The sequence below is a fragment of the Actinomycetota bacterium genome, assembly GCA_040754375.1.
GTDB lineage: Bacteria > Actinomycetota > Acidimicrobiia > Acidimicrobiales > AC-14 > JBFMCT01.
Genome location: JBFMCT010000046.1, coordinates 1 through 26,135, shown reverse-complemented (window position 1 = coordinate 26,135; position 26,135 = coordinate 1). Strand labels below are relative to the sequence as shown.

Here is a 26,135-nt window from a genome sequence, read left to right as displayed (position 1 = left end):
ACCGGCGGCTGGGCCCGGCGGCTGACCGGCGGCTGACCGGCGGCTGACCGGCGGCTGACCGGCGGCTGGGCCCGGCGGCTGACCGGCGGCTGGGCCCGGCGGCTGACCGGCGGCTGGGCCCGGCGGCTGACCGGCGGCTGACCGGCGGCTGGGCCCGGCGGCTGACCGGCGGCTGACCGGCGGCCAGACGGAGCGCTGATCGACGGTCAGCCGGTGCCGTAACCTCGGCTCGTGCCCCAGCTCGACGCCGACGTAGCCGTCGTGGGCGCTGGGCCGGCGGGTGTGGCCGCAGCCATAACCCTGGCCAGGGCCGGGCGCCAAGTGGTGGTGATCGACAAGGCCCGGTTCCCCCGCGACAAGTGCTGCGGCGACGGCCTGACGGCCACCGCCCTGCGCGAGTTGGAGGCCCTGGGGCTGCGGCCCGAGGCCGTCGCCGGCTGGCAGCCAGTCCACGACGTGTGGCTACGGTCACCGTCGGGCCGTACGGTCAACCTGCCCCTGCCCAGCGGTGACGGCGAGGGGCTGTTCGCAGTGGTGGCCCCGCGATCCGCGCTGGACGCCGCCCTGGTCGACCTGGCCCGGGCCTCGGGGGCCAAGGTCCTCGACGGCCACGGGCTGGCGGCGGCCGACGTGGTCGGCCCGGGGCCGGGGCCGGGGCCGGTGACCCTCGACGTGGACGGGCTCGGACAGGTGCGTGCCCCATACGTGATCGGCGCCGACGGGGCCTGGTCGCCGCTGCGCAAGGCCCTGGGCGCGGCCCGAGCCGGTTATCTCGGCGACTGGCACGCCTTCCGGCAGTACTTCACGGGCTGCGGCCCGGCCGCCCGCGACCTGTGGGTGTGGTTCGACCCCGACCTGCTACCCGGTTACGCGTGGTCGTTCCCGCTGCCCGGGGGACGGGCCAACGTGGGCTTCGGCCTCCAGCGCGGCGCCGGCTTCGACGCCCACCGCATGGGCGAGCTGTGGCCCGAACTGGTGGAGCGGGCCCACATCCGCGAGGTGCTGGGGCCCGATGCCACGGCCGAGGCCCCCCACAAGGCGTGGCCCATCCCCGCCCGGGTCCACGAGGCCCCGCTGACGGCCGCCGGGGGACGGGCCCTGTTCGTGGGTGACGCGGCGTGGGCCACCGACCCCCTGACCGGCGAGGGCATCGCCCAGGCCCTGCTCACCGGACGGCGGGCGGCCGAGGCCGTCCTGGCCGCCGCCGGACGGGCGCCGGCCGACGTGGCCCGCCATTACGAGCGGTCGGTCCGCCAGGACCTGTTCGCCGACCACCGCCTGGGCCGGCTCCTCAGCCGGGGCCTGAGCCACCGCAAGGGAGCCCGTATCGCCATCCGGGCGGCCGGCACCAGCGACTGGTCGCGCCGCAACTTCGCCCGCTGGCTGTTCGAGGACTACCCCCGGGCCGTGCTGGGCACCCCCCGCCGCTGGTCCCGGGGCATGTTCGCCGGCCCCGGCGCGTACCGCTAGTCGCGGCCCGGCCCGAAACCCCGCGAAACCTGCGCGGGAAACGTGGGCGTTTCGCCCACGTTTCCCGCGCGGGTTTCGTCTTGTTGGCGTTGGCGTTCGGCCTGGCGTTCCAGTTCGGCGTTGACCTCGCCGCCCAGCAGGACGGCGATGGCCGACAGATAGAGCCACAGCAGCAGGACTACCACCCCGGTGAGTGACCCGTAGGTGTTGCCGTAGGACCCCAGGTTGGTCACGTAGAACGAGAAGCCGACCGAGGCCGTGATCCAGATGAGGGTGCCGACGACCCCTCCCGGGCTCAGCCAGCTCCAGTGGGGACGCTCCCGGTTGGGACCGAGGTAGTAGAGGGCGGCGAACAGGGTGGCCAATGCAGCCAGGCCCACCGTCCAGCGGGCCGCCGTCCAGGCCAGCGTGAACGCCGTCCCCCCGAAGGGCAGGTGGCCCCGCAGGGCGTCGCCGATGGGCGGGCCGAACACGATGGCGATGGTGGCCAGCCCGGCCATGGTGACGCTCGTCACTATCAGCAGCAGGGCCCGCAGGCGCCGCTTGAGGAAGGGCCTCTCCTTGGGCACCTCGTAGACCAGGTTGAGCCCGACCTGGAGGGCGGCCATGCCCGCCGAGGCCGACCACAGGGCCACGACCAGTCCGATGGCGGTGGCCGCCACCGAGCTGCCCCGGGACCGCTGGGTGGCCCGGTCGAGGGCGTCGGACAGCACGGTGGCGGCGTCGCCGGGCAGCGTCGATTCGATGGCCGCCCGGATGGAGGCCACCGTCTCGGCCGACGCCCCCACCATGGCGGTTATCCCCACCGAGGCCAGCAGGGCCGGGAAGATGGCCAGGAACCAGTAGAAGGCCATGCCAGCGGCCACCAGTGTCCCCCGGTCGTCGCGGAACTCCTTGAGCACCGACTTGGCCGCCTCCAACCAGCGCCGCCGGGCCAGCTCCAGCGGCGACCCGGGCTCCCCGCCCGAGCCGTCCTGCACCGGGACCGGTTCTCCCCCACCCGGCCCCGCCCGGGGCCGGTCGTCGGTCATACCCATGGCGGCCCGCCACCTTCTGGCCGAGCTGCGCGCCGCCGGCCCCCAACGTGGGCCAGCATGGAGCGGTGAAGGGGGTGGCTGTCTCGGTCCGCGACCTGGCCCACGGCTACGACACGCCGCGGGGTCGGCTGACCGTGCTCGACGGCCTGACCCTCGACCTGCCGGCCGGTGGGTACGCGGCCGTGACGGGCACGTCGGGGGCGGGCAAGACGACCTTCATGGCCATCCTGGGCGGTCTCGAACGTCCCGACGGGGGCCAGGTCCACGTCGGGGACCAGGACGTGGCCGCTCTGCGGGGCGACTCCCTGGCCGCCTACCGGCGGGCGACGGTGGGCTTCGTGTTCCAGCACTTCGGCCTCCTCGACACCCTGACGGCCGCCGAGAACGTCGAGCTGGCAGGCACGCTGGCCGGCCTCGGAGTGTCCCACCGCCGGGCCCGGGCGGCCGAGCTGCTCGACGCCGTGGGCCTGTCGGCCCGGGCCGGCCACCGCCCCGCGGCCCTCTCCGGGGGTGAACGCCAGAGGGTCGCCATTGCCCGGGCCATGGCCAACCGGCCCCGCCTGCTGCTGGCCGACGAGCCCACCGGCAACCTCGACGACGAGTCCGCGCAGATGGTCGTGGAGCTGTTGGAGGATCTCCGGGCGCGGCACGGCTGCACCCTGGTAGTTGTCACCCACGACCACATCCTCGCCGCTCGGGCCGGCCACCGCTTCCATCTCGACGGCGGCACCCTGGCTGACCCCGTACCCGGCATGGTCCCGTGAGGTGGCGCGACGCGGCCACGCTGGCGGTGACCAGCGTGCGCCGCCGCCTCGGTCGCTCGGTGCTGACCGTGCTGGCCGTGGCCCTGGCCACGACCTTGCTGACCGCCCTGGTGACCATCGCCGGAACGGCCCGGACCAAGGTCATCGCCGAGCTGTCCCGGGGCGGACCACTGGCCGGTATCAAGGTGTCGGCCGCCGAGCCCGACCTCTCCCAGCTCGACAACGACGATGCCCGGCCGGGGGCGGCCCGGGACCTCGACGAGGCCGCGCTGGCCCGCATCTCCGCCCTGGCCGACGTCCGTACCGTGGTGCCCATCGTCTCGTTCCCAATGCTCGTCGTCCCGCCCGAACCGGCCACCCGTAGCGACGTGATGGCCCGCCTTCCCCCTCCTGTCCTTACCCCACCCCGGGACGGGGCCACCACGACGAGCACGTCGCTCAACCCCATCGCCAACCCCGTCCGCTCGCCGGGGCCGTTCACCGAGACGGTCGTGGGGATCGACCTGGCCCGAGCCGACCAGCTCCCGATAACGGTCCTCTGGGGCCGCCTGCCGGCCCCCGGCTCGTTGACCGAGGTGGCCGTGACGTCCGGCTACCTGTCGAGGCTGGGGCTGCGCCGGGAGTACGCCGAGGCGGTGGTGGGGACCGAGGTGGTGCTCGGTGCGCCCCGGGCCTTCGAGGAGAACCGCACGCGCTTTCGCTCCCGGTGGGTACGCACCACGATCGTGGGGGTGGTCGCCCAGGAGGCGGGCACCGGCCAGTTCGTCGTGCCCATCGAACAGACCAGGGCGGCCCGGGACTGGACCGTGCTGGGAGGCACGGCCGACGGGCGCATCGAGATCCCCTCTTCGCCCTACAGCGGGCTGTTCGTCATCGCCGACGGCCTCGACGAGGTGCCCCGGGTGAGGGCACAGATCACCGAGATCGGCTATGCCACGACCGCTCCCGAGAACCTCATCGCGTCCGTGCAGCGCTACCTGCGGGTGGTGGAGATCGTGCTGGGCGCCATCGGCCTCATCGCCCTGTTCATCGCTTCGCTGGGTATCACCAACGCCCTGCTGGCGGCCGTGCGCGAGCGCCGGCGGGAGATCGGCGTGCTCAAGGCCATCGGGGCACGCGACCGCGACGTATCCCGCATCTTCCTGCTGGAGGCGGGGGCCCTGGGCCTGCTGGGCGGGGTGGTGGGCACCGCCGGGGGGTGGCTGGCGGCCTTCTCGGTCAGCCAGGTCGTCAACGGCTACCTGGCCCGCCAGGGCCTGTCGGCCGTCGAGCTCGGGTTCCCCGCCCTCGTCGTCGTGGGCAGCATCGCGGGCGCCGGGCTGCTGGCCGTGGGGGCCGGCCTGTTCCCGGCCCGCCGGGCGGCCGCCATGCCGGCGCGCGAGGCCATGGAGGCGGCGTGAGCGGTCGCACCAGCGCCGTGCTCGGGGCCCGTGCCTTCGAAGTTGCCGTGGGTGTCGCCGTCGCCGTTGCGCTGGTGGCCTGCTCGGGGGGCGGGGGGACGGCCCGGGTGACGGCCACCCCTTCACCCGCGCCCGACGGGCCTGGGGGCGAGACCGCCCTGTACGTCGCCGTGGGCGCCAGCGAGACCACCGGGGCGGGCACCGAGGTCCCCCTGCGGGAGGCCTGGCCCCAGGTGCTGTTCCGCACGGCCATGAGCCCGGCCACGGTGTTCGTCAACATGGGCCTGCCTGGGGCGACCGTGGCTCGTGCCCTGGCCGTGGTCGTGCCCACGGCCGCCTCCCAGCAGCCCGACATCGCCACCGTGTGGCTCAACGTCAACGACGTCGTGGCCGGGGTGGAGGCCGCCGACTTCGAGCGCGACCTGGGCCGGGTCGTCTCGGCCCTGCGCCGCAACGGGGCAACTCGGGTGCTCGTGGCCAATACGCCCCCCATCGACCACCTGCCGTCCTATCTGGCGTGCCGGCCCGACCCCCCGCCCGCAGCGCCGCCGTGCCGGGCCGCAGCCGGGGAGATGCCGCCCCCCGAGGTGGTCAACCAGGTCGTAGCCGACTGCAACGCGGCCACGGCCCGGGTGGCCCAACGGGAAGGAGCCGAGCTCGTCGACCTGCACACCGTGGGCCTGCGGGCCCGAGAGGCGGGGATCGCCGACGCCCTGGTGAGCGCCGACGGCTTCCACCCCAACGCCGGCGGCCACCAGGCGGTGGCCAACGCCTTCGCCGAGGTCCTGGCCCGCCCTCCGGCCCCGCCCCGGTGAACGGCCCGGTGAAGGCCGGGGGGCGCGTCCTGGTGGGCACGTGCTCGTGGACCGAACCGACCCTCGTCCGCCAGGCCGCGTGGTACCCCCGGCGCTCGATGACGGCCGCCGACCGCCTGGCCTTCTACGCCGGCCGGTTCGGGGTGGTCGAGGCCGACAGCACCTACTACTTCCCGCCGACGGCCGACATGGCGGCCAACTGGGTGGCAGCCACACCCGAGGGCTTCCGGATCAACGTCAAGGCCTACTCGCTGCTCACCGGCCACCCCACCTTCCCCCACTCGCTGTGGCCCGACATGGCCGGGGCCATCCCCCCCGAGCGGAGGGACAAGCGCCGCCTGTACGCCAGCCACCTCCCGCCCGAGGCCCTCGAGGAGGCCTGGGAGCGGTTCCTGCACGCCCTGGGGCCTCTCCACGAGGCGGGCCGGCTGGGGGCCGTGCTGCTCCAGTTCCCCCGCTGGTTCGGGCCCAAGGAGGCCAACCGCGAGGAGCTGCGGCGGGTGGCCGACCGTATCGGTGCCTACCGGGGGTGCGTCGAGCTGCGGTGCGGGCGCTGGCTGGAGGGCGACGAGTGCGAGGCCACCCTCGAGCTGCTGGAGGAGGTGGGCCTGGCCTACGTGTGCGTGGACGAACCCCAGGGCTTCCCGGCGGCCGTCCCGCCCGTGGTGGCGGCCACCGCCGACCTGGCCGTCGTACGCCTCCACGGCCGGGCCGCCGCCCCTGGGCACCGTCCCAGCCCGACGGCCGTGGCCCGCCTGCGCTACCTGTACCGGCTCGACGAGCTACGGGAGTGGGCCACGGCCGTGCGGGAGCTGGCGACCTCGGCCTCGGAGGTCCACGTGCTGTTCAACAACTGCCACCGCGACTTCGCGGTGGTGAACGCCGGCCAGATGGCCGCCCTGCTCGAAGGCCGAGAACCCTCCCCCGGCCCCGGGCCCCCGCCCCCGGCCTACGCCCAGCTCCGCCTGGCTATCTGAGGCTGAGGCGGCTCATTCCTCGTCGTCGCCTGGCCCGGGGACCTCGGCCGACGCCGTCACCGGCGACCCGTGATGGGCGACCATGTGCCAGCCGCCCCCGGGCACGTCCTCGCCGTTGCGGGCGAACACGTTGAGGGCGGCCACCGTAGTGGCCCCGTCGGCGTCGAGGATGTTCTCGTCCAGGGTCACCCAGGCCACGTCGCCCCTGACCTCGACCTGCTCGTTGGTCAGGATGAACTGGAGGTGCTCGCTGTTCTGGAACAGCGCGAAGAACGAGGCCGACACCTTGGGCCAGCCCCGCAGGCTGGCCCAGCCCGGATGGGTGCACACCACCCGGTCGTTGTGCTCCCACAGCCGGCTCATGGCGTCGAGGTCGCGCTCCTCGAAGGCGCCGTAGAAGGTGGCGTTGGCCGAACGGACGTCGTCTAGGTCGCGGGGGTCGGCCATCGCAGAAAGCTACCGTGACCGTCGCGGGCGCCGCTCCGGGTGCCCCGGGGGGACTTGATGCAACTGGTCGGTTCGAGTGACGGCGTCGAGATCGCGGTCCACGACCTCGGCGGGAGCGGCGACCGCGACCTGGTGGTGGTCCACGCCACCGGCTTCTGTGCCCGCACCTACGGCCCGCTGGTGGACGTCCTGGGAGCCCGCTTGCGGTGCTGGGGGGTGGACCTGCGGGGCCACGGCCTCTCCCGGGCACCGGATGGGCTCGACTACCAGTGGCGAGGTTTCGCCGACGACGTGCTGGCGGCCGTCGCCGCCCTCGGCCTCCGGCAACCCGCGGCCCTGGGCCACTCCTCGGGGGGCGCGGCCGTGCTGGCCGCCGAGGCGGCCCGGCCCGGCACCTTCTCGGCCCTGTGGTGCTACGAGCCCATCGTGTGGCCCGAGCCCGACAAGGCACGGGCCCGGGCCGCGGCCTTGGCCGAGGGCGCCGGCCGTCGGCGCGACCGGTTCGCCTCGGCGGCCGAAGCGGTGGCCAACTTCGGGGCCAAGCCGCCGCTGTCGGGGTTCGCCCCCGAGGTCGTGGACGCCTACGTCGAGCACGCCTTCGGGCCCGGGCCGGACGGCTCGCTGACCCTGCGCTGCCGCCCCGAGGTCGAGGCCGCCATCTACCTCCAGGCCCCCGAGGGAGACCGCTTCGCCGACCTCGGCCGTGTCGGCTGCCCGGTGGTCGTCGCCTGCGGCGGCCGCAGCGACGCCGTCGGGCCCGAGCTCGCGGCCCGCCTGGCGGCCGCCATCTCGCCGGGCCCGGCCCGCACCCGGGTCTTCGAGCGCTTGGGCCACTTCGGCCCCTTCGAGTCCCCGGCCGAGGTCGCCACGGCCGCCCTCGCCGACTTGTCCTGAGCCGCGGGCGGACGGGGTCCGCGTGGTTGTCACACGGGGTCGGTACGCTCGGTCCCGATGGCCCTCCCGCTCCCGACATCGCTGACGCCGTCCAAGGTGGCGGCCTTCAAGGACTGTGCCCTGGCGTTCCGGTTCTCGGTGATCGACCACCTGCCCGAGCCGCCGTCGGCCCCGGCCGTGAAGGGCACCCTGGTCCACCGGGCGCTGGAGCTACTGCTGCAGATGCCGGCGGCCGAGCGCACCCGGCTGGCTGGTCAGGCGTGCCTGGCCCAGGCCCGCACCGACCTGGCCGAAGACCCCGAGTTCGTGGGCCTGGGCCTCGACCCCGAGGCCGAGGCCGAGTTCGCGGCCCAGGCCGCCGTCCTCGTCGAGCGCTACTTCGACCTGGAAGACCCGTCCAAGGTCGAGCCCGTGGGCCTGGAGCTGAAGATCGAGGTCGAGGTCGGTTCGCTGACCCTGCGGGGCATCATCGACCGCCTGGAGCGTGACGCCGACGGGGGCCTGGTCGTGACCGACTACAAGACCGGGGGCACGCCGCCGGTGTTCGCCGAGCAGCAGCGGCTGGGGGGCGTGCACTTCTACGCCTACCTGTGCGAGCAGTTCTACGGCGAGCGGCCCAGCCGGGTGCAGCTTCTCTACCTGGCCGAGCCGGTGGCCATCGTGGCCTACCCGACCGAGCAGTCGATCCGGGGCCTGCGCCAGCGTACGGCCGCCATCTGGCAGGCGGTGGAGCGGGCCTGCGAGCGCGAAGACTTCCGGCCCCGCACCTCCCGGCTGTGCGACTGGTGCTCGTTCCAGGCCTACTGCCCGGCCTTCGGGGGCGACCCCGACCGGGCGCGCGAGCTGCTGGGAGCCTCGCCGGGCTGAGCGCCGGGGGCCGCGCATCGGCCGCATAGCCCCCCCAGGGCGAAGTGGCGGGGCCTCATCTCGAAGCCATAGTCACGTTTCACCGCCCGCTCCACCCCCCGCAACAGCGAGGCCGGCACCTGTTGGACCGACCCGCAGGCGTCGCACACCAGGTGATCGTGGGGTTCGTCGGCCAGGTGGTACACAGCCGGCCCGTGGCCCAGGTGCGTGTGCTCGACCACGCCTAGGCGGCGGAGGGCGTCGAGGTTGCGGTAGATGGTCGCCTTGTGGACCTGGGGGTGGGCGCGCTGCACCTCGGCGGCCAGCGCGTCGGCCGTGCAGTGGTCGTCGGCCGCGGCCAGGGCGTCCACCAGCGCCCGGCGGGCGGTGGTGATGCGCTCGCCCCGGCCGCGCAGCAACTCGACGATGGCGGCGACACGGTCGCGGGCCGTGGGAGCGGGCGGCGTCATGGCTGGCGCCGGAACGCTACCGCCATCGCACCGGGAGCTGCTGCAGCCTGGCTGCACATGCGAACTGGATGCGTTATGTTCGGGCCGTCCCACGGAGGGCCAGCATGCACATTCCTGACGGGTTCATCAACGCCGGCACCTCGCTGGCCGGCGGTGTGGCCGCCGCCGGCGGCCTCACGGTGTGCGCCCGCCGGGCCGCTGACTTCCTCGACGACAAGGCCGCACCCCTAGCCGGCCTGGTGGCCGCTTTCGTGTTCGCCGCCCAGATGCTCAACTTCCCGGTGGCCGCCGGTACCAGCGGCCACCTCATCGGCGGCGCCCTGGCCGCCGTCCTGGTCGGTCCGTGGGTCGGCGCCGTGTGCGTCACGGTCGTGGTCGTCGTACAGGCCCTGCTGTTCGCCGACGGGGGCCTCAGCGCGCTAGGCCTCAACGTCCTCAACCTGGCCCTGGTCACCTCCCTGGTGGGCTACGGGGTGTTCGCCATCCTGCGCCGGGCCCTGCGAAATGGCCGGCCCTCGGTGGTCGTGGCCGCGGGCGTGGCCGCCTGCCTGTCGGTCGTGGCCTCGTCGCTGGCCTTCGTCGTGCAGTACGCCATCGGCGGCACCGGGGCCGTGGCCCTGGGCACCGTCCTCACAGCCATGGCCGGCGTGCACCTGTTGATCGGCATCGGAGAAGGGGTGATCACCGCCATGGCCGTGAGCACCGTGCTGGCCGTCCGCCCCGACCTCGTCTACGGCGCTCGCCACCTGGCCCGACCGCTGGAGGTCGTCCCCCGGGCGGCCGCCGCCGGGGAGGCCTGAGGTGCGGCGGGCCGGGCTGTGGGCGTTCGTGGGCGCCGGCCTGGCCGTGGCCGCCGCCTTGGTCTTCGCCCTCGGGCCCCGGGCCAGCAGCCAACCCGACGGGCTGGAGCGGGTGGCCATCGACCAGGGCTTCGCCGACCAGGGGACGCCCCACGCCCTCGAAGGCCTGCCCACGGCCGACTACGGGGTCGAGGGGGTGGCCAACGACGCCCTGTCCACGGGCCTGGCCGGCGTGGCCGGCATGGCGGTGACCTTCGGGGTGGGATGGGCCCTGGTGGCCATGGCCCGCCGCAGGCGCCGGTCGGGTGCGGCCCGAACACCGTTGTGAGCGGGGGCCACGGCCCGACGGCGTCGCTCTATGTGGCCGCCGCCAGCCCGTTGCACCGCCTGGCCCCCCAGTGCAAGCTGGCGGCCGCCCTGCTGTTCGTGTTCGCGGTGGTGGCCACGCCCCGCGAGGCGTTCTGGGCCTTCGCCGTCTACGCCCTGGCCCTGGCCGCTCTGGCCCGGGTGGGCCGGGTGCCGCTGGCCTTCGTGGCCCGCCGCATGGTCATCGAGGTGCCGTTCGTGGCCTTCGCCCTCTTCCTGCCGTTCGTGGCCCAAGGCGAACGGGTCGAGGTGGCCGGGCTCAGCCTGGCCACCGAGGGGCTGTGGGCCGCCTGGAACATCGTGGCCAAGGCCACGCTGGGCGTGGCCACCACCGTCGTGCTGGCCGCCACCACCCCGGTCGCCGCCATCTTGGACGGGTTCGACCGGCTACGGGTGCCCCGGCTCTTCACGGCGGTGGCCGGGTTCATGGTCCGCTACCTCGACGTGGTCGTGGGTGAGGCCCGGCGCATGCGGGTGGCCCGCCTGTCGCGGGGCGACAACGGGCGCTGGCTGTGGCAGGCCCGGGCGGTGGCCACCTCGGCGGGCACGCTGTTCGTCCGCTCGTTCGAGAGGGGCGAGCGGGTGCACCTGGCCATGCTGTCGAGGGGCTTCGACGGCTCCCTGCCGGTGCTGGCCGACCAGCCGGCCGGGGGGCGGCAGTGGGGCACCGCCCTGGCCCTGCCGGTGGCGGCCGCGGCGGTGGCGGTGGTCGCCTGGGCCACGGTGGGCACTTGACCACCGCTGGCCCGCCCGTGCTGGCCGTCGAGGGCCTGGCCTACGCCTACCCGGACGGCCACCAGGCCCTGTTCGGGGTGGACTTCACCATCGGACGGGGTGAGCGGGTCGCCCTCTTGGGCCCCAACGGGGCGGGCAAGACCACCCTGGTGCTCCATCTCAACGGCATCCTCACAGCCGGCGCGGGGTCGGTCGAGGTGGCCGGCCTGCCGGTGGCCAAGGCCAACCTGCGCGAGGTCCGCCGGCGGGTGGGCATCGTCTTCCAGGACCCCGACGACCAGCTGTTCATGCCCACCGTGCGCCAGGACGTGGGTTTCGGCCCCGCCAACTTGGGCCATCGGGGCGAGGCCCTGGCCGCCCGGGTGGCCGCCGCCCTGGCGGCCGTGGGCATGGAGGGCGTCGAAGACCGGCCCCCCCACCACCTGAGCTTCGGCCAGCGCCGGAGGGTGGCGGTGGCCACCGTCCTGGCCATGGGCCCCGACGTGCTCGTGCTCGACGAGCCCACCTCCAACCTCGACCCCGCCTCCCGCCGGGAACTGGCCGAGGTGCTGGTCGGGCTGGACGTCACCATGCTCGTCGTCACCCACGACCTGCCTTACGCCCTCGAACTGTGCCCCCGGTCGTTGGTGATGAACGACGGCCGCATCGTGGCCGACGGCCCCACCCGCGAGGTCCTCGGCGACGTGGCCCTCATGAAGGCCAACCGTCTCGAACTGCCCTACGGCTTCGACCCGTCATCGGTGTGAAGGTCGGGGGGCGGGCGGGCGCCGCGGGGGCCGACCGGTCGGGCGGGTAGGGTCACCGGCCATGTCTTGGCGCGGTCGGGGTGCCGTGGAGCGGTTCGACCGCCGGATCGAATCAGCCGTCGACGGGCTGAGGGGCCACCCGGTGGCCGACCGGGTCTTCTACGCGGCGTCCGAACTGGGTGACTTCGGGCTCGTGTGGCTGCTGCTGGCCTCGGCCCGCAGCCTGCGTTCGTCGCCCACCGACGAACGGGCCGCCCTGAGGGTGGCCGTCGCAGCCCCGCTGGAGTCTGTCCTCGTGAACGGGGTGGTCAAGTCGTTCTTCCGCCGAACCCGGCCCCCGTGGGACGTGGTACGCCCCCACCGCCTTCGCCGGCCCCGCAGCAGCAGCTTCCCCAGCGGGCATGCCTCGGCCGCGGTGACCAACGCAATCCTGCTGTCCGAGGACGACCGCTGGTGGCCGGTGTACGTCTTGATGGCGGCCACGGTGGCCTCCAGCCGTGTCTACGTGAAGATCCACCACCCCTCCGACGTGATAGGCGGAGCCGCCCTGGGCCTGGTGCTGGGCCTGGCCGGCCGCAAGCTCATGCCCTTGGAGAGGACGCAGGCTTGAACCGCCGGGCACGCGGCGGCGGCCGGTCAGTTGGAACGGGCGGGGGTGGCTTCGAGGGCCAGCTCGAGCTCGGCGGCCGCCAGCACTGAGCGCATGTCGAGCAGGAGGTCGGAGACCTCGGCAGTCGACACCAGCTCACGCCGGTGGAGGGTCCCCAGGTGGCGATCGATGATCTGCAGGGCCTGGGTGATGGCGTCGCTCTCGAGTGTGTCCTTCATCCTCTACTCCAACATCGGGCGGGGTTGCCCGTCTTCCCTGTTGTCGACCTTTCCGTCGCCATCCTTGATAGCGGATGGAACGGTCGTGCAACTTCCTTGCTCCCCCCTACCCTAACGGGGTCGAGGCCAAGCCGTGCGGCAGGGGTATGAACACATTGTCACACCCCCCTGCCATCCTGGTTACATGAACGACCAGCTCCCGCTGCTCGACGACACGCCGGCCCGCCGGCCCGACGGTTGGCGGCTCGACGCCAAGACCCGCGAGATCGGCCTTCGGGGTGTCGCCTCGGCCCGCGAGGCTCTGCGGGCCTCGGCCTGCCGTGCCCCCGGGGGCGACGCCGCCGCTCGCGCCGCCTGAGGGCGGCCGTGGCCAGGCGGGGGCGCAGCTGGGCTCTGGTCATGGCGGTGGTGGCCGCCGTGGCGGTCGCCGCCCTCGTCCTCGAGTGGGGGGCCCCGGCCGCCCAGCCACCGCCCTCGGGCCCGGTGGCCGGCAACCTACCGGCGGGGGTCGACGTGGTCGTCGAGCGGGTGGTCGACGGGGACACGATCGTCGTCACGGGCCGGCGCACGGTGCGCCTGATCGGCATCGACACCCCCGAGACCGTCGACCCCCGGCGCCCGGTGGCCTGCTTCGGCGAGGAGGCCAGCCGCTTCATGTCTTCGCTGCTGCCCCCGGGCACAGCCGTCCGCCTGGTGGGCGACGTCGAGCAGGAAGACCGCTACGGCCGCCTGCTGGCCTACGTCTACCGCCGGGAAGACGGCCTGTTCGTCAACGCCGAGCTGGTGCGCCAGGGCTACGCCACCGTATACACGGTCACGCCCAACGTGGCCCACGCCGACCAGTTCGAGGCGGCGGCCCGCGAGGCCCGGGTCGGTGTGCGGGGCCTGTGGGCCGCCTGTTCCGACGCCGGGTGAGGGGCAGCCCGGCCTAGGAGGCTGGTGTCTAAACCCTCCCCAGGCGGCCGACCGCCCCGTTCGCGGCTCGGCGACATTGCAAAGATGCTGGTCAGGGGCAGGTCGGCCGCTCGGCGCGAAGCGCCGATCGCGAAAGACACCAGCCGCCTAGCCTCGCGCCCGTGACCTGGTATGTGGCCTGCCTGTCCCGCGACCTGGGCGGCGGCCGGTGGACGGGCCTGGCCCGGGCCCAGCGGCCTCTGGCCCGTACGGTGGCCGGTACCCCGCTGGCCCTGTTCCGCGACGGCCGGGGCCGGGCCGTGGCCCTGGTCGACCGCTGTCCCCACCGCAACGTGCCGCTGTCGTGCGGCACGGTGGGTGACGGCCTGCTCCAGTGCTGCTACCACGGGTGGCGCTTCGACGGTGACGGAGCGTGCCGGGAGGTGCCGGGCCTCACCGGCGACCGGCCCGACCGCCGGGGCCGGCGGGCCACCCCCCTGCCCACCGCCGAGCACGACGGCTTCGTCTGGGCCCGGACCGGGCCCGTACCGGGCACGGGCGGCACGGTCGGCGGCCCGACCGGCACGGGCACGGGCGACAACGGCACGGGCGACAACGGCACGGGCGACGCCGACGCCCACGGGCCCTACCGGTTCCCGTACGTGGGGCAGGCGGGCTACAGCACCGTGTACAAGCACAAGCGGTTCGCGGCCGGGCTCCACGCCTGCCTGGAGAACACCCTCGACGTGCCCCACACGGCTTTCCTGCACGGTGGGCTGTTCCGGGGTGGGCGCCCGCCCACCGAGATCGAGGTGGTCGTGCGGCAGACGGCCGCAGGCGTGGAGGCGGAGTACGTGGGCGAACCGCGGCCCGAGGGGCTGGCCGGGCGCATCCTGGCTCCCGAGGGCGGGGTGGTATCCCACGTAGACCGGTTCGTGCTCCCGTCGATCGCCCAGGTGGAGTACCGGCTGGGCGAGAACCACCTGATCAACACGGCCGCCTTCACGCCCGTCGGCGAGCGCGAGACGGTCATGCATGCGGCCATCACGTTCCACCTGAGGCTGCCCCACGGGCCGGTGCGGGCCGCCATCACGCCGGTCGCCAACCGCATCCTGGGCCAGGACTCGGCCATCTTGAGCCGCCAGGCGGCCACCATCGCCCGCTTCGGGGGCGAGCACTTCGCCTCCACCGAACTCGACGTTCTCGGCCAGTACATCGGCAAGCTCCTGCGCCAGCAGGAGCGGGGCGAGGCACCCAGTGCCGGCCTCGAGGGAGAGCGCCGGTTCAGGATGCGGGTGTAGGGCGCACGTCCTCCATGACCCGCAGGTAGTTGCCGCCCAGCACGGCCAGGGCCCGGCGCTCGGGCCATCGCCGGGCCACCATGGCGGCCACCAGGACGGGCAGGTCGGCGGCGGTGGGCATGTCGGTGGGGGGCACGATGAGCCCGTCCCAGTCGCTGCCCAGGGCAGCCGCCCCCTCACCGCCCACGGCGATGACGTGTTCGAGGTGGTCGAGGACGGCGGCCGTGGTGGGACCACCCAGAAAGCCCCGCCCCCCGAACCCGCAGTGGTACATGATCCCCACGACCCCGCCCCGGTCGGCCACGGCCCTCACCTGGTCGTCGTCGATGTTGCGCCAGCACGGGTAGACCCCCGACACACCGGTATGCGACACGATCGGGGGCAACGAGCGGTCGTGCACGGCCAGGGCGTCCCAGAAGGTGGGGCGGTTGGCGTGGGCCAGGTCGACCAGCACCCGCCGGTAGTTGAGGCCCTGGACCATCTCCCGGCCCCGGGCCGTGAGCCCGCCCCGGCCCCCCAGGGGGGCGCTGGGCGAACCCAGGGGCGAGCGGGTGAGGTGGACGAGCGTGACCCGGGTCACCTCGGCCGGCAGCTCGGCGGCCGAGTGCACGGCGTTGGCCCCCTGCACGCCCACGAAGCAGGCGAACCGCCCCGCGGCCCGCGCCCGCCGGTAACCGCCAACATCGGTCACGACCTCGGCCGGGACGGCCCCGGCGGGGACGGCGGGCACGGCCTCACTGGTCGGGGCCGAGACCATGTGCACGAGGCGGCCCACGTTGGCCGCCAGCACGGGTTGTCGCCGGAAGGGGTTGGTGGCGATGCTGAGCACGGCCCCGGTCAGCCCGCCGGCCACCATCCTGGGCAGGTCGGCCTGGGAGTAGAGGCGAGCGCCCAGCAGGCCGCGGCCGTGGGCCCGCGCCACGTCGTAGCCGAACACCCGGCTCCACACGAACGACTCGGTGTGGATGTCGAGCACGTCGCCGCCGGCCATCAGGGCGCGGGCGTCGGCGAGGGCGCCGGCGAGGGAGCCGGCGAGAGAGCCGGCGCGGGAGCTAGCGAGGGGGCCGGCCGGGGCCCGGTCCCCGGTCGCCGGGCGGGCCGGGCGCCGGCCGCCCTCAGGCGCCGGCCGCCGCCTGGGCACCGGCCTTGGACGACACGAGGGCCAGAAGCTCCCCGTAGGTGCGCAGGCATTCGACCTCGGCCTCGGGCAGCGATATGTCGAACTCGTCCTCGACCACCATCATCAGCTCCACGGCGGCCAGCGAGTCGACGCACAGGTCCTCCCCCAGCCGGACGTCGGGCTCCAAGCGGTCGGGGCTCACGTCGAGATGGGCCGACAGCAGCCACCGCAGCCGGCCGGGCACGTCGGTCGCCGGCGGCGTGGCGGCGGCGACGTCGGCCTCGCTGCGGGCCGGCCGGCACGTGGGGGTCTGGGGTTCGCTCATGGGGCCCTCCTGCGGCCTGCGCTCTCGAGCTCGGCGACCAAGGCGGCCCGCAGACCGATCTTGTCGACCTTGCCCGTCCGGTTGCGGGGGATCGAGCCGACTACCCGGACGAACCGGGGCACGGCGTAGTCCGCCATCTTGGACGCCACCCACTGCTGGACGGTGGAGGCGTCCACCTCCCGGCCGGCAGCCGGGACAACGTGGGCGGCCACCGCCTCGTAGGCCAGCGGGTCGGGCACACCGAACACGGCCGCCTCGGCGATGTCGGGGTGGCTGACGAGCAGGTACTCCAGCTCGACCGAGTAGACCTTGAAACCGCCGCGGGAGATCATGTCCTTCTTGCGGTCGAGGATGTACACGTAGCCCTCGTCGTCGAGCCGGGCCAGGTCCCCGGTGTGCAGCCAGCCGTCGGTGATGGCCGCGGCCGTGGCCTCGGGGTCGCGGTAGTAGCCGGAGGTGACCATGGGGCCGCGCACCCACAGCTCGCCGGGCTGGCCCACGGCCACGTCGTGGCCGTCGTCGTCGACCACCCGCACCTCGGCACAAGCCAGGGGGCGGCCCACCGACCCGGGCTTGCGGCGGAACTCGCTGTCGATCAGCACGGTGGCCGGCGAGTGGGTCTCGGTCAGCCCGTAGGCGTCGAACAGCCGGAGCTGGGGCATACGCGCCCGCAGGGCCGTCACCGTCGAGATCGGCACCGGCGAGCCCCCGAACGCCCCGATCTGGCAGTGGGCCAGGTCGGGCCAGCGGAACTCCTCCTGGCGCAGCAGCAGCGGCCACAGCGAGGGGACGACCATCAGGTAGGTGATACGGCGCTGGGCCAGCAGGCGGACGAAGTCCCGGGGCACGAGGTCGCCCACCGTCACCGACGTGCCTCCCACCAACATCATCGGGGTCACTTGGGCCACGTGGCCGGTTATGTAGAACAGGGGGAACACCACGGCCGTGCGGTCGTCGGCCGTGAGGCTGAGCGTGCGCACGTAAGCGAGGGCCGAGTGCATCGTCCCCCGGTGCACGAGCTGGCTGGCCTTGGGCCGGCCCGTCGTGCCCGACGTGTAGATCACCCCGTAGACCGAGTCCTCGTGGGGGAACGGGACGGCGTCGCCTCGCCACGGCCGGCGCCGCCCGGTGAGCACGTCGCCCACCGGCCGGGCTCTCTCGGGGGCCAGGCCGGCCTCGGCGGCCGCGGCCTGCGCCCCTTCGGCGAACTCGGGGTGGGCCAGCACCAGCGAGGCTCCCGAGTGCTCGATCATGTAGGCCCACTGGGGTGGTTGCAGGCGGGTCGACAGACCGACGAACAGGTAGCCGGCCCGGGCGCAGGCCCAGATGGCGACGACGACGTCGAGCCCGTTACGCAGGCACACGGCCAAGCGGTCGCCGGGGCCCAGGCCCTCCTCGGCCAGCCGCTCGCACGCCCCCTCGACCAGCTCGGCCAGCTCGGCGTAGGTCACGTCCCCTTCGGCGGTCTCCAGGGCGGTGCGTTCGCCGTGGAGGCGCACCGCCCGGTCGAGGGCCTCGACGATCGTGCGCACCCGGCCCGGGTAGCACCTGACCTGGGACCCCAACCAGGGCTCCAGCACCAGTTCCCCGGCGCCCGCCCCGGCCCCCAGATCACCAGCGGCCAGGCCCCCGGCGGCTCGGGCTGGCCCCGGCCGCGAGGTCAGCACGGGTTGTCGGCGATCTTGGCGGCCGCCTCGGCCACGGGGCCCTCGGCCCCGGCCAGGCGGCCCAGCCGGCGGTGCACCTCCTGCACGCGGCCGGGATCGGCCGCGTAACAGGTGAACGGGCCCCGCCGCTCCCGGGTGACCAGGCCGGCCTCCAACAGCACCGATAGGTGGTGGCTGGTCAGGGGTTGGGTCATCTCGCAGGCCCGGGCCAGGAACCCGACCGTGCGTCGGCCCCGGCGCAGGTGACGCAGGATCAGCAGGCGGTGGGGCTCGGCCAGCACGGAGAGCTCGTTCGAGAGCTGTTCCAGCTCACGCTTGGTGATCGCACTGGACATCGGACGAGGGTACGGCGGCCCGGGGCCCCGATCAACCGCGGCTGATCGGCGGCCACTACCGTCGCGACCGTGACCACCACGCTGGCCGAGAAGCTGGGCTACCCCGCCGACGCCCGGTTGCTCATCGTCAACTGCGACGACCTGGGCAAGTGCCATGCGGCCAACGTGGGCGTGTACGCGGCGTTGCGCGACGGGGTGGCGACCAGCGCCAGCCTCATGGTGCCGGCCCCCTGGGCACGCGAGGCCGCGGCCCGCTACCGGGGGGAGGACGTGGGCGTGCACCTGACGCTCAACGCCGAGCACGACCTCTTCCGCTGGGGGCCCATCACCCACTCCCCCTCCTTGCTCGACGGCGACGGTGGGTTCCCCCGCACCCTCGACGACGTGTGGGAGCACGCCGACGTCGAGGAGGCCAGGAGGGAGTGCCGGGCGCAACTGGAGCGGGCCATCTACTGGGGCTTCGACGTGAGCCACGTCGACTCCCACCTGTCGGCCCTGGAGCTGCGCCCGGAGTTCTTCGACGTCTACCTCGAACTGGCGGTGGAGTTCGGGCTGCCCGTGCGCCTGGGGGACGCGTCCACCGAGCGCTCGGTGGGCTTCCCGTTCCGCCGGCTGGCGGCCGAAGAGGGCGTCGTGTCGCCCGACCACTTCGTACGAGTGAGAGGCATGGGTAGCCGGCGGGCCATCGAGCGGGCCCTGGTCGACCTGCCCGCGGGGGTGACCGAGGTCTACCTCCACCCCGCCATCGACTCGGCCGAGCTGCGTTCCCTGGCCCCCGAATGGTCGGCTTACGTGGACGACTTCGACTTCGCCACCGCCCCGGGTGCCCTGGGCTCGCTGGTCCAGCGGGCCGGAGCCACGCTCATCGGCTACCGCGAGCTGCGCGACTTGCAGCGGGCCGGGGCGTAACCGGCCCTCAGGCCACCACGCCCACCACCGTGGGCTGCTTGTCGGACGCGACCACACCCCCGGCCACCTCCTCGGTGATGGCCAGAGCCGACACGTCCCCGGCGGCCCGGAAGGCGACGGCCCCGGGCTCCGAGCCCAGCACCCCGACCGAGATCTTGCTCGGGCCGACGACCGCCCACAGCTGGTAGGTGCGGTCCTCGGGCAGCCTGGGCAGGTTGGCCCGCAGGATGTAGCCCGTGCCGTCGGGCAGGAGCACGGCCTCGGCCGAGTGGGGGCCGGCCGTCGAGACCATGTTGACCACCCGGGCGTCGTCGCGCCGGGCCGCCTCCTGGGCCACCTGCTCGAGACCACTGGGCCGGGCGAAGTTGTCGACCCGGTCGCTGGTCTGGAGCACCTTGACGACCGTCAGGCTGAACACGGCCACCAACACGGCGGCCCCGGCGGCCACCGCGACGCGGGTGGGGGCCGTCAGCCTCTGGCGCCGGCGCTCGCGGGCCGCTCCCAGCGAGGCCGGGGGCCTCATGGCGGGCGGAGTCTCCTCCAGCGAACTGGCGATGCGGTCCCACACGCCCTCGGGCGCCGGCACCCACCCGGCGGCCATCAGGCTGGCCACCTCCCGGTGCTCGCTCACCTCGGTGCGGCAGATCCCGCACTCTTCGAGGTGGCGCTCGACGGCCTCGCTCTCCTCGCCGTCCACCGCGTCGAGGGCATAGGCGCCGAGCAGCTCCCGCACTTCGAAGTGGCTCAACTCTCGCCCCATGTCGTCCCCATCCCTGCGTCTACCAGGCTCTGGCGCATCCGGCGCAACCCGGAGCGGATCCTGCTCTTCACTGTGCCCTCGGGCGTGTCCAGCATCACCGCCACCTGGCGGTAGGTGTGGCCGCCGAAGTAAGCGAGCTCGATGGCCTTCCTCTCCTCCACCGGCAGCTCGGCCACGATCCCCTTCATCCTCTCAGCCACGGTGAGGTCGATGACCTCCCGCTCGATGTCGGGAGGGCTCTCGGCCGTCTGGCGAGCGTCGCGCTCCTCCCGCCGCCGGCGAGAGGTCTCCGACCTCAGCAGGTCGACCGACCGCCCGTGGGTCTGGGCCAGCAGGTAGGAACGCAGCGAGCCCCGCTCGGGGTCGAAGCGGTCGGGCCGGTGCCACAGGCGGATGAACACCTCCTGCACGATCTCCTCGGCCCTCTCCTTGTCGCCCAGCAGCCTCCGGGCCAGGGCGAACGAGGCCCCGGCGTGGCGCCGGTAGGCCTCGGCCAGCGCGTCCTCCCGCCAGCGGCCGACGGCCATGACCAGAGCGGCGTCGCTGAAGTCTTTCAGGTGCTCCATCTGCACCACAGAGTACGGAGGGCCGCGCTCGCATGGATGACCGGGTGCAGTCATCCGGGGACGGCGGGGCTCCGTAGACCCATCGACATGAGAAAGCACCTCGTCCTCGTCGTAGGCCTCCTCGCCATCGCCCTCGCCGCGTGCGGCGGCGGGGGTGACGGCGAGGCGAGCAGTGGCGGTGGCGAGGCCACCGCCACCAACCAGGTGGACATCGTCGAGTTCAACTTCAAGCCGCAGACGATCACGGTGGACGCAGGCACGACCGTGACGTGGACCAACTCGGACACGTTCCCCCACTCGGTGAAGGCCGAGGGGGACGCGTTCCCGGTCAGCCCGGACATGGCGCAGGGGCAGACCTACTCGTTCACGTTCACCCAGGCCGGTACCTACGCCTACTTCTGCGGGATCCACAACTCGATGGTCGGGACCGTCACCGTCAAGTAGCCAAGGAGAAACGTCCAGATGGAGATAAGCGAGAGGGAGCTCCTGAGCCTGGCCGGTGAGGTCGACGACCTGCACCGCCAGGGCATGGAGACAATGCACGAGGAGATCCGGGCCCTGCACGCCGAGACGCGTGGCTTCCGCCGCCGGTCGGCCCGCAACCGGGCGGCCGTGGGCGGAGGCGCCCTCAGCGTGGGTGGGCTCACCATCCCGTTCGCCCGGGTGCTCCCGGTGGCCGCCCAGAGCCTCACCGACGGCGACATCGCCGCCTTTGCGGAGAGCGTCGAGCTGGTGGCCGTCGAGGCCTACAAAGCAGCTGCCGGCAGCGGCAAGCTCCAGGCCGGGGTCAAGACCGTGGGCGAGATCTTCGCCACCCACCACCAGGCCCACGCCCAGGCGTTCGCGGGCGCTTCGGGGGGCAAGGCCACGGGCAAGCCCAACGCCCGCCTGCTGACCGCCGTCGGCCCCGACCTGACGGCGGCCATCGCCGCCGGCCAGACCAAGATCTTGGAGTTCGCCCAAGAAGTGGAGAACATGGCCACGGCCACCTACATGTTCGCCCTGGGCGCCCTCCAGTCGACGGCCGCCCTGCAACTCACCGCCTCGATCCTGCCCGTCGAGTCCCAGCACGCCACCATCTTGGGGATGGCCCTCGGCCAGTCCGGGGCGCAGTTGTTCCCCACGGCGGCGTTCGAGACCGACACGGCCAAGATCGACCCGGCCATGTTCCCCGTGGCGTGACCCGCCCGACCAGCACCCCCAAGACGCGAACAGGAGCAACCGTGGACCTTTCCAGCGACCATCTGCGCCGTGAGGCGCGCGAGACCCAGGTCGAGCACAACGGGGCCATGCGCTCCATGCGCGAGCTCGTGGCCCGGCTCTTCAACGGCGAGGACAAGCACTCGGCCCGGGTCAAGTCCGACCTGGTGCTCGGTGGCTTCGACCGCCGCCGCTTCCTCCAGGTGGGCGGGCTGAGCGTCGTGTCGGCCGCCGTCCTGGCCGCCTGCGGCGGAAGCGACGACAACGACAGCGCGGGCGGCGCGGGCTCGGGCTCGGGCAGCCAGGCCAGTCTCGACGTGACGATCCTGCGTACGGCATCGTCGCTCGAGCGCCTGGCCGTGGACGTGTACAACACGGCCATCGCCTCCGGCCTGGTGACGACGGCCGCCATCGGCGACGCCGCCAAGCTGTTCCGCGACCAGCACCTGGAGCACGCCGCCCTGTTCGAGGGTGCCACCACGGCCATGGGGGGCCAGGCGTTCACGACCGCCAACCCGGCCGTGCTGGCCCAGCTCGACCCCGCCATCAAGGCCCTGCGGGACGAGAAGGGCGTCGTCCAGCTGGCCCACGACCTGGAGAAGGCGGCCGCGGCCACCTACTTCTCGACCGTGGGTGCCTTCGAGGACGCTTCCCTCAACAAGGCGGCCATGAGCGTCGGGGGCGTCGAGGCCCGCCACGTGGCCGTCCTGGCCGGCGTGCTGACCACCGCCTTCAGCACGCCCACCGACCAGGTGCCGGGCGGTGGCTTCCAGACCAAGGACGGCGCGGTCGCCGCCGGCGTGGGCGTTTCCTAGCCCTCACGATCACCCTGGCCTTCCGGACGAGCCCTTCCGGGAGCAACACGGACAGCCCGCCCCCGAGCCCTGGGGGCGGGCTGTCCCGCGCCGGGCCCGGACCGCGACTTGCGGGCGGCCACCGGCGCGTACGGTACGGGCGTGAGGGTCGACCGCCGCCAGTTCCTCGGCCTGCTGGCCGCCACCGGGGGTGGCACGGCCTTGCTGGCGGGGACCGGGCCCCGGCCGGCGTCGGCCGACCAGGTGCTCGACGTCCAGCTGATGCAGACGGCGGCTTCGGTCGAGAACCTGCTGGTCGACACCTACAGCGCTCTGCTGGCCCTCCCCCTGTTCACAGCCGCGGCCGCCAACCCGGTGCTCAAAGCCCTCGTCACCACCGCACGCGACCAGCACGGCGACCACGCCCGGGCGTGCAACGACATCGCCACCACCCTCGGGGGCCAGGCCCAGACCGGCCTCAACGGCCCGCTGTCGGCCGTGGTGGCCCAGGCGGCCGGCGGCCTGGCCGAGATGGCCGGAGCGGTGTCGATGGCCCTCAGGCTGGAGACGGCGTCGATGCAGACCCACCAGAACGCCGTCGCTCTCATGACCGACGTGAACGCCCGCCGCCTGGCGGCCATGATCATGGCCATCGAGGCCCAGCACGTGGCCGTCCTGCGGGTGGGCGAGGGCCTGGCCACGGCCCGGTCGGTCGAGCTGCTCAGTCTGGCCACGGGCGCGGCCGACCTCCTCCCCCCGGGAGCGGGGGTGGCGGGCGTGCCCGACCCGTTCTCGCGCCTCGACCAGGCCCGGCCACCGGCCGAAGGCGCGGTGCCGTGAGCGGGGCCGCGATGGGCCGGCGCCGGCTGCTGGCCGCGGGCTCGGCCACCGCCGCCGCGGTCGTGCTGGGGGCGTGCGGGGGCGACGAGAACCCCCGGCCCGACTTCAGCCCGGTCACCACCGACCCGGCCCGCCTGGAGGGAGACCTGGCGGTGGCCGGGCTGCTGGCCGCCATGGACAACCTGCTGGTGTCGCTCTACGCCGAGTGCCTCGAACGGGAGGCCCAGCTCGGTCCTTACCCGCCGGCCGTGAAGGAGCTCTTCGTGGCGGTCCAGGCCCACCACCGCGACCACGCGGCGGCCTGGAACGCCGTCCTCACCGGGGCCGGCAAGCCGGCGGTGACGGGCGTGAACCGCACCGTCAAGACGGCCTCCACCGACCCCCAGATGTTCCGGGCCAGGGACACGGCCGCCGTCCTCTCGGTCTGCCAGGACATCGAGAACGTCACCGCTCTCACCTACCTGGCCGCCATCGGCGGCATGAACAACAACGCGGCCATCAAGGTGGCCGCCTCGGTCCACCCCGTCGAGAACCAGCACGTGGCCGTCCTGGCCCTGCTCAACGGCCGTACGCTGCCGCCCGCCAGCTTCAGCCCCACCGACGGGGCGCGGACGCTGTCGGACACGATCGGCTGAGGCCCGCCAGGAAGGCTTGCCAAGGGGGCGGCGGTACGTCGTACGATCGGGCCCGTGCTCGCCCCTACGGGCCCGGAACTGGAACGGCGGCGGGAGCCGGGAACGAAGGAGGCGCCGCCTCCTGGTAGCAGGCTGCCCTACCGGCCCGCGCTCGACGGCGTCCGCGCCCTGGCCGTCATCGCCGTCTTCGCCTACCACGCCGACCTGGGCTGGGCCCGGGCCGGGTTCCTGGGCGTCGACGTGTTCTTCGTGCTCAGCGGCTACCTGATCACCGCCCTGCTCGTGGCCGAGCGCCAGGCGGCCGGGCGGGTCAACCTGCGCCGGTTCTGGGCCCGGCGAGCCCGGCGGCTCCTGCCCGCCGTGGTCGTCCTGCTGGCCGCGGTGGCCGTTGCCGTGCCCCTGCTGGTGCCCGAGCAGGCGGCCCGGCTGCGGGGCGACCTGCTGGCTGCCCTCGCCTACGTGAGCAACTGGCGGATGATCTTCGGTGGCGAGTCCTACTTCGAAGCCGCCGGGCGCCCGCCCGTCCTCCAGCACCTGTGGACCCTGGCCGTGGAGGAGCAGTTCTACCTGCTGTGGCCTCCGGTGCTGGTGCTGCTCCTGCGCCGGCGGTCGCCCCGGCGGCTGGTGGCGCCCCTGGTGGTGGCGGCCGCCGGCTCGGCCGCCCTCATGGCCATCCTGCACGAGCCCTACGCCGACCCCTCGCGGGTCTACTTCGGCACCGACACCCACGCCTCGGGCCTGCTGCTGGGGGCCGCCCTGGCCGCAGGCACGGCTTGGTGGCGCGACACCCACCGCCTGGGGGTCGGGCCCCGGGCCGCCCTGGAGGTGGGGGGGCTGGCGGCCGTGGCCGCCCTGGCGTGGGCCGTCTACTCGGTCGACGAGTTCGACCCTGGCCTCTACCGGGGCGGCTTCTTCGCGGTGGCCGTGGCCTCGGCCGTGGTCGTGGCCGCCGCCGGCCGGCCCGGGCGGCCGGGCCTGCTGGGCCGGGGCCTGGGGTCGAGGCCCATGGTGTGGCTGGGCCGGCGCTCCTACGCCGCCTACCTGTGGTCGTGGCCGGTGATCATGGTCACCCGGCCCCAGCTCGACGTGCCCTTCGAGGGTGGTCCGCTGCTTGCCCTGCGGGCGGTGCTCACCCTCGCACTGGCAGCCGTGTCCTACCGCTTCGTGGAGGAGCCCGCCCGCCGGGGCGCCATCGGCCGGGCGTGGGCCGACCTCCGCCAGGCCCGGGCCGACCGACGGCCGGTGGCAAGGTCGACCGCCGGCTGGGGCCTGGCCACCTGTGCCGCCCTGGCCATCATGGCCGCCGGGGTGGCCGTGAGCGAGGACCGGGGTACCGGCCCCGAGGTGGTGGCCGCCACCGGCCTCAACGCCGCCTCCGCCGAGAAGCTGCTCGGTGACGGGGCCGTCGGGGTGGTCACGACCGTGGCCCCCACCACAGGGCCCGAGGTGACGACCACCACCGTGACGGCCGCCGAGGGGCCCACGACGACGCCGGCCCCTCCGCCGCCCACAGCCGCTCCCACGACCGCTGCGCCCGAGCCCCCGCGGCCGCCGATCGAACTGCCTACCGTCCGGGCCCAGGTGACGGCCATCGGCGACTCGGTGCTACTAGGGGCCAAGCCGCTGCTCGAGCACCAGGTGGAGGGGATCGTGGTGGACGCCGACGTGGGGCGGCAGTTCGCCTCGGTGGTGGCCACCGTGCGGTCCCATCGCGACGGCGGTCTGCTGGGCGAGGCCGTGATCGTCCACACCGGCAACAACGGGCCCATCCCGCCGGGCCAGATCGACCAGCTACTGGGCCTGCTCGAAGGGGTGGGCAAGGTCGTGCTGGTGAACGTGAAGGTCCACCGGGCCTGGGAGGGCCCCAACAACGAGGTGCTGGCCGAGGCCGCCGACCGGTGGCCCAATACCGTCCTCGTCGACTGGCACTCGGTGGCCTCGGCCAACCCCGACGCCTTCTACGACGACGGCCTCCACCTCACGCCCACCGGCATCCGCCTGTTCACGGCCACCCTCCTCGCCGCCATCTGACCCCCGCGGGGCCTCCCGCCGGCCGTGATCGCGCATTCGTGCTCAAGGTCGGTCGTCGACGCGCCGATGTGGTCTGTGACGCACCTCCCGGCATGGGAGGCGCCCGGCGGCCTTGAGCGGCCGAGTGGCGGCGGGGACGGACCTCGGCCACGAAGGGATCGGA

At 74.0% G+C, this 26,135-nt stretch carries 32 protein-coding genes; 22 read left to right on the top strand and 10 right to left on the bottom strand.

Features of this window, described 5'->3' with window-relative positions:
• Positions 1-231: 231 nt before the first annotated feature.
• A complete protein-coding gene (locus AB1673_15175) occupies positions 232-1,470 on the top strand; it encodes a geranylgeranyl reductase family protein (GenBank protein MEW6155307.1) in 1,239 nt (412 codons plus the stop codon).
• On the opposite strand, the gene AB1673_15170 is transcribed toward AB1673_15175, so the two are convergent.
• A complete protein-coding gene (locus tag AB1673_15170; GenBank protein ID MEW6155306.1) occupies positions 1,467-2,507 on the bottom strand; it encodes a YihY/virulence factor BrkB family protein in 1,041 nt (346 codons plus the stop codon). The two genes, AB1673_15175 and AB1673_15170, sit on opposite strands and share 4 nt — an antisense overlap.
• A 65-nt stretch (positions 2,508-2,572) precedes the next feature.
• Here AB1673_15170 and AB1673_15165 point away from each other — a divergent pair, with 65 nt between their 5' ends.
• Genes AB1673_15165 through AB1673_15150 form a run of 4 tightly spaced genes read left to right on the top strand, consistent with a single transcriptional unit; the run spans position 2,573 to position 6,463 of the window.
• The gene (locus tag AB1673_15165; protein MEW6155305.1) at positions 2,573-3,271 is read left to right on the top strand and encodes an ABC transporter ATP-binding protein; all 699 of its coding nucleotides are present in this window, start codon (positions 2,573-2,575) and stop codon (positions 3,269-3,271) included.
• Complete coding sequence (locus AB1673_15160) at positions 3,268-4,671, top strand: ABC transporter permease (protein ID MEW6155304.1); 1,404 nt, start codon at positions 3,268-3,270, stop codon at positions 4,669-4,671. The genes AB1673_15165 and AB1673_15160 overlap by 4 nt, the downstream gene beginning before the upstream one ends.
• Positions 4,668-5,486 (top strand): SGNH/GDSL hydrolase family protein, encoded by an 819-nt coding sequence (locus AB1673_15155; GenBank protein MEW6155303.1) that lies wholly within the window; start codon positions 4,668-4,670, stop codon positions 5,484-5,486. Before AB1673_15160 ends, AB1673_15155 begins: the two co-directional genes overlap by 4 nt.
• Positions 5,483-6,463: a DUF72 domain-containing protein gene (locus AB1673_15150; GenBank protein MEW6155302.1), complete on the top strand. Its 981-nt coding sequence runs from the start codon at positions 5,483-5,485 to the stop codon at positions 6,461-6,463. The genes AB1673_15155 and AB1673_15150 overlap by 4 nt, the downstream gene beginning before the upstream one ends.
• A gap of 12 nt (positions 6,464-6,475) precedes the next feature.
• Here AB1673_15150 and AB1673_15145 read toward each other — a convergent pair whose 3' ends face one another.
• Positions 6,476-6,910: a nuclear transport factor 2 family protein gene (locus AB1673_15145; GenBank protein MEW6155301.1), complete on the bottom strand. Its 435-nt coding sequence runs from the start codon at positions 6,908-6,910 to the stop codon at positions 6,476-6,478.
• Positions 6,911-6,967: 57 nt separating this feature from the next.
• On the opposite strand from AB1673_15145, the gene AB1673_15140 reads away from it, so the two are divergent.
• Positions 6,968-7,804: an alpha/beta hydrolase gene (locus AB1673_15140; protein MEW6155300.1), complete on the top strand. Its 837-nt coding sequence runs from the start codon at positions 6,968-6,970 to the stop codon at positions 7,802-7,804.
• A gap of 57 nt (positions 7,805-7,861) precedes the next feature.
• The gene (locus AB1673_15135; protein MEW6155299.1) at positions 7,862-8,671 is read left to right on the top strand and encodes a PD-(D/E)XK nuclease family protein; all 810 of its coding nucleotides are present in this window, start codon (positions 7,862-7,864) and stop codon (positions 8,669-8,671) included.
• Here AB1673_15135 and AB1673_15130 read toward each other — a convergent pair.
• Positions 8,605-9,120, bottom strand: coding sequence for a transcriptional repressor (locus tag AB1673_15130; protein ID MEW6155298.1), 516 nt, complete (start codon positions 9,118-9,120; stop codon positions 8,605-8,607). The genes AB1673_15135 and AB1673_15130 overlap by 67 nt on opposite strands.
• A gap of 104 nt (positions 9,121-9,224) precedes the next feature.
• Between AB1673_15130 and AB1673_15125 the strand changes: the two genes are divergently transcribed.
• The 5 genes from AB1673_15125 (at position 9,225) to AB1673_15105 (ending at position 12,377) form a co-directional block, all read left to right on the top strand.
• Positions 9,225-9,920, top strand: coding sequence for an energy-coupling factor ABC transporter permease (locus tag AB1673_15125; GenBank protein MEW6155297.1), 696 nt, complete (start codon positions 9,225-9,227; stop codon positions 9,918-9,920).
• Between the two features lies 1 nt (position 9,921).
• Entirely contained in the window at positions 9,922-10,248 is a 327-nt protein-coding gene (locus tag AB1673_15120; GenBank protein ID MEW6155296.1) for a PDGLE domain-containing protein, read from the top strand.
• Positions 10,245-11,021 (top strand): cobalt ECF transporter T component CbiQ, encoded by a 777-nt coding sequence (cbiQ, locus tag AB1673_15115; GenBank protein MEW6155295.1) that lies wholly within the window; start codon positions 10,245-10,247, stop codon positions 11,019-11,021. Before AB1673_15120 ends, cbiQ begins: the two co-directional genes overlap by 4 nt.
• The gene (locus tag AB1673_15110) at positions 11,018-11,767 is read left to right on the top strand and encodes an ABC transporter ATP-binding protein (protein ID MEW6155294.1); all 750 of its coding nucleotides are present in this window, start codon (positions 11,018-11,020) and stop codon (positions 11,765-11,767) included. The genes cbiQ and AB1673_15110 overlap by 4 nt, the downstream gene beginning before the upstream one ends.
• A gap of 61 nt (positions 11,768-11,828) precedes the next feature.
• On the top strand, positions 11,829-12,377 hold the full coding sequence (locus AB1673_15105; GenBank protein ID MEW6155293.1) for a phosphatase PAP2 family protein: 549 nt from the start codon (positions 11,829-11,831) through the stop codon (positions 12,375-12,377).
• 26 nt (positions 12,378-12,403) lie between these two features.
• Here the strand turns inward: AB1673_15105 and AB1673_15100 are convergent, their stop codons facing one another.
• Entirely contained in the window at positions 12,404-12,595 is a 192-nt protein-coding gene (locus AB1673_15100; protein ID MEW6155292.1) for a hypothetical protein, read from the bottom strand.
• 184 nt (positions 12,596-12,779) lie between these two features.
• Here AB1673_15100 and AB1673_15095 point away from each other — a divergent pair, with 184 nt between their 5' ends.
• The 3 genes from AB1673_15095 (at position 12,780) to AB1673_15085 (ending at position 14,790) form a co-directional block, all read left to right on the top strand.
• Positions 12,780-12,953 (top strand): hypothetical protein, encoded by a 174-nt coding sequence (locus AB1673_15095; GenBank protein MEW6155291.1) that lies wholly within the window; start codon positions 12,780-12,782, stop codon positions 12,951-12,953.
• An 8-nt stretch (positions 12,954-12,961) separates the two neighbouring features.
• Entirely contained in the window at positions 12,962-13,510 is a 549-nt protein-coding gene (locus tag AB1673_15090; GenBank protein ID MEW6155290.1) for a thermonuclease family protein, read from the top strand.
• A gap of 161 nt (positions 13,511-13,671) precedes the next feature.
• Entirely contained in the window at positions 13,672-14,790 is a 1,119-nt protein-coding gene (locus AB1673_15085) for an aromatic ring-hydroxylating dioxygenase subunit alpha (protein ID MEW6155289.1), read from the top strand.
• On the opposite strand, the gene AB1673_15080 is transcribed toward AB1673_15085, so the two are convergent.
• The 4 genes from AB1673_15080 to AB1673_15065 all read right to left on the bottom strand — a co-directional run bounded on the left by AB1673_15080 (position 14,774) and on the right by AB1673_15065 (position 18,237).
• Positions 14,774-15,781, bottom strand: coding sequence for a membrane dipeptidase (locus AB1673_15080; GenBank protein MEW6155288.1), 1,008 nt, complete (start codon positions 15,779-15,781; stop codon positions 14,774-14,776). The genes AB1673_15085 and AB1673_15080 overlap by 17 nt on opposite strands.
• A 124-nt stretch (positions 15,782-15,905) precedes the next feature.
• On the bottom strand, positions 15,906-16,235 hold the full coding sequence (locus AB1673_15075; GenBank protein MEW6155287.1) for a phosphopantetheine-binding protein: 330 nt from the start codon (positions 16,233-16,235) through the stop codon (positions 15,906-15,908).
• Positions 16,232-17,902, bottom strand: coding sequence for an AMP-binding protein (locus tag AB1673_15070; GenBank protein ID MEW6155286.1), 1,671 nt, complete (start codon positions 17,900-17,902; stop codon positions 16,232-16,234). The genes AB1673_15075 and AB1673_15070 overlap by 4 nt, the downstream gene beginning before the upstream one ends.
• The gene (locus tag AB1673_15065) at positions 17,896-18,237 is read right to left on the bottom strand and encodes a metalloregulator ArsR/SmtB family transcription factor (protein MEW6155285.1); all 342 of its coding nucleotides are present in this window, start codon (positions 18,235-18,237) and stop codon (positions 17,896-17,898) included. The genes AB1673_15070 and AB1673_15065 overlap by 7 nt, the downstream gene beginning before the upstream one ends.
• 69 nt (positions 18,238-18,306) lie before the next feature.
• Here AB1673_15065 and AB1673_15060 point away from each other — a divergent pair, with 69 nt between their 5' ends.
• Positions 18,307-19,146 carry a polysaccharide deacetylase family protein gene (locus AB1673_15060; protein MEW6155284.1) on the top strand — a complete coding sequence of 280 codons (840 nt, stop codon included), beginning with the start codon at positions 18,307-18,309 and terminating at the stop codon, positions 19,144-19,146.
• Positions 19,147-19,153: 7 nt separating this feature from the next.
• Here the strand turns inward: AB1673_15060 and AB1673_15055 are convergent, their stop codons facing one another.
• Together AB1673_15055 and AB1673_15050 are read right to left on the bottom strand one after the other, a co-directional pair.
• Positions 19,154-19,906, bottom strand: coding sequence for an anti-sigma factor (locus AB1673_15055; GenBank protein ID MEW6155283.1), 753 nt, complete (start codon positions 19,904-19,906; stop codon positions 19,154-19,156).
• A complete protein-coding gene (locus AB1673_15050) occupies positions 19,891-20,472 on the bottom strand; it encodes a sigma-70 family RNA polymerase sigma factor (protein MEW6155282.1) in 582 nt (193 codons plus the stop codon). Before AB1673_15050 ends, AB1673_15055 begins: the two co-directional genes overlap by 16 nt.
• A gap of 87 nt (positions 20,473-20,559) precedes the next feature.
• Between AB1673_15050 and AB1673_15045 the strand changes: the two genes are divergently transcribed.
• The 6 genes from AB1673_15045 to AB1673_15020 all read left to right on the top strand — a co-directional run bounded on the left by AB1673_15045 (position 20,560) and on the right by AB1673_15020 (position 25,972).
• Entirely contained in the window at positions 20,560-20,916 is a 357-nt protein-coding gene (locus AB1673_15045; GenBank protein MEW6155281.1) for a cupredoxin family copper-binding protein, read from the top strand.
• Between the two features lie 18 nt (positions 20,917-20,934).
• Positions 20,935-21,654, top strand: coding sequence for a ferritin-like domain-containing protein (locus AB1673_15040; GenBank protein MEW6155280.1), 720 nt, complete (start codon positions 20,935-20,937; stop codon positions 21,652-21,654).
• 41 nt (positions 21,655-21,695) lie between these two features.
• A complete protein-coding gene (locus AB1673_15035; protein ID MEW6155279.1) occupies positions 21,696-22,487 on the top strand; it encodes a ferritin-like domain-containing protein in 792 nt (263 codons plus the stop codon).
• 141 nt (positions 22,488-22,628) lie between these two features.
• A complete protein-coding gene (locus tag AB1673_15030; GenBank protein ID MEW6155278.1) occupies positions 22,629-23,306 on the top strand; it encodes a ferritin-like domain-containing protein in 678 nt (225 codons plus the stop codon).
• Positions 23,303-23,941, top strand: a complete 639-nt coding sequence (locus AB1673_15025) for a ferritin-like domain-containing protein (protein ID MEW6155277.1) — start codon at positions 23,303-23,305, stop codon at positions 23,939-23,941. The genes AB1673_15030 and AB1673_15025 overlap by 4 nt, the downstream gene beginning before the upstream one ends.
• 54 nt (positions 23,942-23,995) lie before the next feature.
• The gene (locus tag AB1673_15020) at positions 23,996-25,972 is read left to right on the top strand and encodes an acyltransferase family protein (protein ID MEW6155276.1); all 1,977 of its coding nucleotides are present in this window, start codon (positions 23,996-23,998) and stop codon (positions 25,970-25,972) included.
• The last annotated feature ends 163 nt before the right edge of the window (positions 25,973-26,135 follow it).

Excerpts from the sequence above, each read along its gene's own strand:
- AB1673_15170 (MEW6155306.1), bottom strand. The coding sequence starts at position 2,507 with ATGGGTATGACCGACGACCGGCCCCGGGCGGGGCCGGGTGGGGGAGAA.
- AB1673_15145 (MEW6155301.1), bottom strand. The coding sequence starts at position 6,910 with ATGGCCGACCCCCGCGACCTAGACGACGTCCGTTCGGCCAACGCCACC.
- AB1673_15140 (MEW6155300.1), top strand. The coding sequence starts at position 6,968 with ATGCAACTGGTCGGTTCGAGTGACGGCGTCGAGATCGCGGTCCACGAC.
- AB1673_15135 (MEW6155299.1), top strand. The coding sequence starts at position 7,862 with ATGGCCCTCCCGCTCCCGACATCGCTGACGCCGTCCAAGGTGGCGGCC.
- AB1673_15130 (MEW6155298.1), bottom strand. The coding sequence starts at position 9,120 with ATGACGCCGCCCGCTCCCACGGCCCGCGACCGTGTCGCCGCCATCGTC.
- AB1673_15125 (MEW6155297.1), top strand. The coding sequence starts at position 9,225 with ATGCACATTCCTGACGGGTTCATCAACGCCGGCACCTCGCTGGCCGGC.
- AB1673_15105 (MEW6155293.1), top strand. The coding sequence starts at position 11,829 with ATGTCTTGGCGCGGTCGGGGTGCCGTGGAGCGGTTCGACCGCCGGATC.
- AB1673_15100 (MEW6155292.1), bottom strand. The coding sequence starts at position 12,595 with ATGAAGGACACACTCGAGAGCGACGCCATCACCCAGGCCCTGCAGATC.
- AB1673_15095 (MEW6155291.1), top strand. The coding sequence starts at position 12,780 with ATGAACGACCAGCTCCCGCTGCTCGACGACACGCCGGCCCGCCGGCCC.
- AB1673_15080 (MEW6155288.1), bottom strand. The coding sequence starts at position 15,781 with ATGGCCGGCGGCGACGTGCTCGACATCCACACCGAGTCGTTCGTGTGG.
- AB1673_15075 (MEW6155287.1), bottom strand. The coding sequence starts at position 16,235 with ATGAGCGAACCCCAGACCCCCACGTGCCGGCCGGCCCGCAGCGAGGCC.
- AB1673_15065 (MEW6155285.1), bottom strand. The coding sequence starts at position 18,237 with ATGTCCAGTGCGATCACCAAGCGTGAGCTGGAACAGCTCTCGAACGAG.
- AB1673_15055 (MEW6155283.1), bottom strand. The coding sequence starts at position 19,906 with ATGGGGCGAGAGTTGAGCCACTTCGAAGTGCGGGAGCTGCTCGGCGCC.
- AB1673_15050 (MEW6155282.1), bottom strand. The coding sequence starts at position 20,472 with ATGGAGCACCTGAAAGACTTCAGCGACGCCGCTCTGGTCATGGCCGTC.
- AB1673_15045 (MEW6155281.1), top strand. The coding sequence starts at position 20,560 with ATGAGAAAGCACCTCGTCCTCGTCGTAGGCCTCCTCGCCATCGCCCTC.
- AB1673_15040 (MEW6155280.1), top strand. The coding sequence starts at position 20,935 with ATGGAGATAAGCGAGAGGGAGCTCCTGAGCCTGGCCGGTGAGGTCGAC.